This is a genomic window from Romboutsia sp., assembly GCF_051659545.1.
GTDB lineage: Bacteria > Bacillota > Clostridia > Peptostreptococcales > Peptostreptococcaceae > JBOFOR01.
On sequence record NZ_JBOFOR010000023.1, the window covers coordinates 1 to 2,541 of the forward strand.

Genomic DNA, 2,541 nt, shown 5'->3' on the forward strand with positions numbered 1-2,541 from the left:
ACTATTTAGAAACAGTGTTAGATTGGATTAGTGAGGGTGAAATAGAGGAATATATGGCAACACATCAAAATGATGCAGATGCTAATGTTCTATGGGTTTATTACCAAAATGTTGTAAATTGGTTTAAAACAGTGTTTCCCAACTATCGTAAAGAAATGAAGGGTTTGCCATTAGGATTTCTTTATAATGACCACAAAGCTAATGTTTACAACTCAACGCAGTTAGAAGCTAAGATTACAGAGATGTTAGTTGATGAAGATGTTACAAAGAAACCCGGTATATTTCTATACTTAATTACTAACAAGCCTAAATTCTTAAATATAAGGGTTTTCAGCAATAGTCAAAAAAGAGAAGTGTATCAAAAACAAGAGGGAAAATGTGTTAAGTGTACCAATACTTTTAATATAGAGGAAATGGAAGCAGACCATATAACCCCTTGGGTTAATGGTGGTAAAACACATGTAGATAATTGTCAGATGTTGTGTAAAGGCTGTAATAGAACTAAATCAGATAGTTAAATGATTAAATTTTACTTTACATTATGGGTAGTATTAATGATGCTTGTACCAGTAATTGATTTCCCATTAGCAGTGGCAGCAATACCATTTGTGTTTTTACTTGTTATGTTTATTTACATATTTCTGTTAAACAGAAGTATAAGGAGAGATAGCAAGAATTACCAAGATGATGGTGGAGCACTGGAGAAGTGGGATAAGGAAGTTAGAAATAATAAAGATAAGTAGTTATGGAAACATTTTATAGAAAAGTACTAATTAACGGTAAGAATTATTACAGACCTGTTGTTAGTTATGACAAGGATATGTTACATGAGGGGATATGGTTAGTAGCTAAAAAACCCGGTATTAGTTCTATTACCTCTATGATATACAAGATAGGGGACATAGATTATGCTGATGTTAGGATACATGCTAATTTAGCTGCTCACAATGACCAAATTGCAACGTATTTAAGTAAATTGACAGATAATACCACTGAAGAGCATAAAGATGCAAAAGAGCTATTGGGAGATTGGTTTAACACACCAAGTATTTATAACATTAGTATGCATGATTTAGCTGCTTTGATATTAAGGAAATTAGCAATATTAACACAAAATAATAACAAGTGATATGGCATGGGGAACAGACTTTAAAAGGGATATAAAGTTTAAAATAGGCAGAATTAAAGCCTTTTTTACAACAGATTTATTTCTTAGAAATGCAGTATTTCATACCCAATGGGAAGTAAAACATGCAATTTCTGAAAAGGAAGAGTTAATAGTACAAATTAAGGGTAACTTAATAGCTTTAGCAGCAAGTACACCAAAAGATATTGTACCAGCAGAATGGGGTGATGAGATGCATGTTTACTTAACAAATCAAGTTACAGAGTTAGTAGATATGTTAAGAGAAACTACTACTGAAATAGACAAGTTAAGGATGTATTTAGAATTTATAGAAGAAAATGGAATTGTTGCACCAAGTTAGACCAATAGAAAACTTTACTGGTACGGGAGAAGTAGGTGGATTTGTATTTACTAAACTAAATGAATCCACTACTGCTTTCCTGTACCATGTTAAGACAGAGTATTCTGAACATTATGAAGTATTTAAAAAGAAGATTTCAGCAATATGTTTAGATTTTATTAAAAAGATATTTTCAGAAACAGAGTTTAAGTATCAGTATCCTAAAGCTAATGACTTTGGAACATGGGCTTGGACTTATAATGATATTACTAAAGCAATTATTAAATTTGATACAATAAGTAATGGGAAAGACATTTAAGGACATTAGGAAAGTAAAGCCTGAAGTTTACAAAGCTACTAAGAAAGTAAAGAAGTGGGTTGACAAAGATGATATTGTAAAGTATGTTTGTCAGCAGTGTGGTAGTACTGTTAGGACTGATGATGACTACCCTAAATGTCCACATTGTGGTGGTGAATTAATACCAAATTAGATGAATAAGAAACACCAGAAAGAAACACTGCTTAAAGAAGCAGCAAGTCAGTTTCCACAAGATATTACTATTGGTAACTATAATTTAGCTGATGAAGAAGCTGAAAGGTTAATTAATAGTAGAGTTAGGCCGGAGTTATGGATTAATGTGCTAATTAAAGCATTAAGGAGGAAAAGAAATGGGTAAATTTAATGACAGGGATTACAAGTACATGGGTTTTGTATATACAGAAGGCTATGGTAAATGGGCTAACTACATACAAAGACTTATAGTAGATTTAGATATACTAATTAGACCTTGGTGGGTGCCAAGATGGGTACTTAATGCTACCTACAAAACACATGGATTTGGTATGTATAGATGGCAGTGGAAGTTAACTATGTGGTGGATGAACTACTGTAATCAATACATATTGAGATACCCATTACACATATCAGATATTAAAGAGAAATATGCAACATTGAGGATTTATGTATCTACAACAGAGCAACTTAATCTTTATATTGATGGAGTAGTTAGGAAATGTGACTATATTTGTGATGAATGTGGGTGTAATATTAAGAAACCCTATGGGGAAGGTTGGA

General features: G+C 32.2%; 8 protein-coding genes. All 8 read left to right on the plus strand.

The window, feature by feature from the left end; all coding sequences use genetic code 11:
- A partial coding sequence (locus ACRC03_RS01245; RefSeq protein ID WP_438650731.1) for an HNH endonuclease occupies positions 1–518 on the plus strand: 518 nt, incomplete at its 5' end.
- Positions 519–743: a hypothetical protein gene (locus tag ACRC03_RS01250; protein ID WP_438650732.1), complete on the plus strand. Its 225-nt coding sequence runs from the start codon at positions 519–521 to the stop codon at positions 741–743.
- Between the two features lie 2 nt (positions 744–745).
- Positions 746–1,129: a hypothetical protein gene (locus ACRC03_RS01255; RefSeq protein ID WP_438650733.1), complete on the plus strand. Its 384-nt coding sequence runs from the start codon at positions 746–748 to the stop codon at positions 1,127–1,129.
- A gap of 1 nt (position 1,130) precedes the next feature.
- A complete protein-coding gene (locus tag ACRC03_RS01260) occupies positions 1,131–1,487 on the plus strand; it encodes a hypothetical protein (protein WP_438650734.1) in 357 nt (118 codons plus the stop codon).
- On the plus strand, positions 1,465–1,785 hold the full coding sequence (locus ACRC03_RS01265; RefSeq protein WP_438650735.1) for a hypothetical protein: 321 nt from the start codon (positions 1,465–1,467) through the stop codon (positions 1,783–1,785). Before ACRC03_RS01260 ends, ACRC03_RS01265 begins: the two co-directional genes overlap by 23 nt.
- On the plus strand, positions 1,769–1,957 hold the full coding sequence (locus ACRC03_RS01270) for a hypothetical protein (RefSeq protein WP_438650736.1): 189 nt from the start codon (positions 1,769–1,771) through the stop codon (positions 1,955–1,957). Before ACRC03_RS01265 ends, ACRC03_RS01270 begins: the two co-directional genes overlap by 17 nt.
- A complete protein-coding gene (locus ACRC03_RS01275; RefSeq protein WP_438650737.1) occupies positions 1,958–2,143 on the plus strand; it encodes a hypothetical protein in 186 nt (61 codons plus the stop codon).
- Positions 2,136–2,541, plus strand: a 406-nt coding sequence (locus tag ACRC03_RS01280; RefSeq protein ID WP_438650738.1) for a hypothetical protein, incomplete at its 3' end; no start/stop codon positions are given. The genes ACRC03_RS01275 and ACRC03_RS01280, both read left to right, overlap by 8 nt.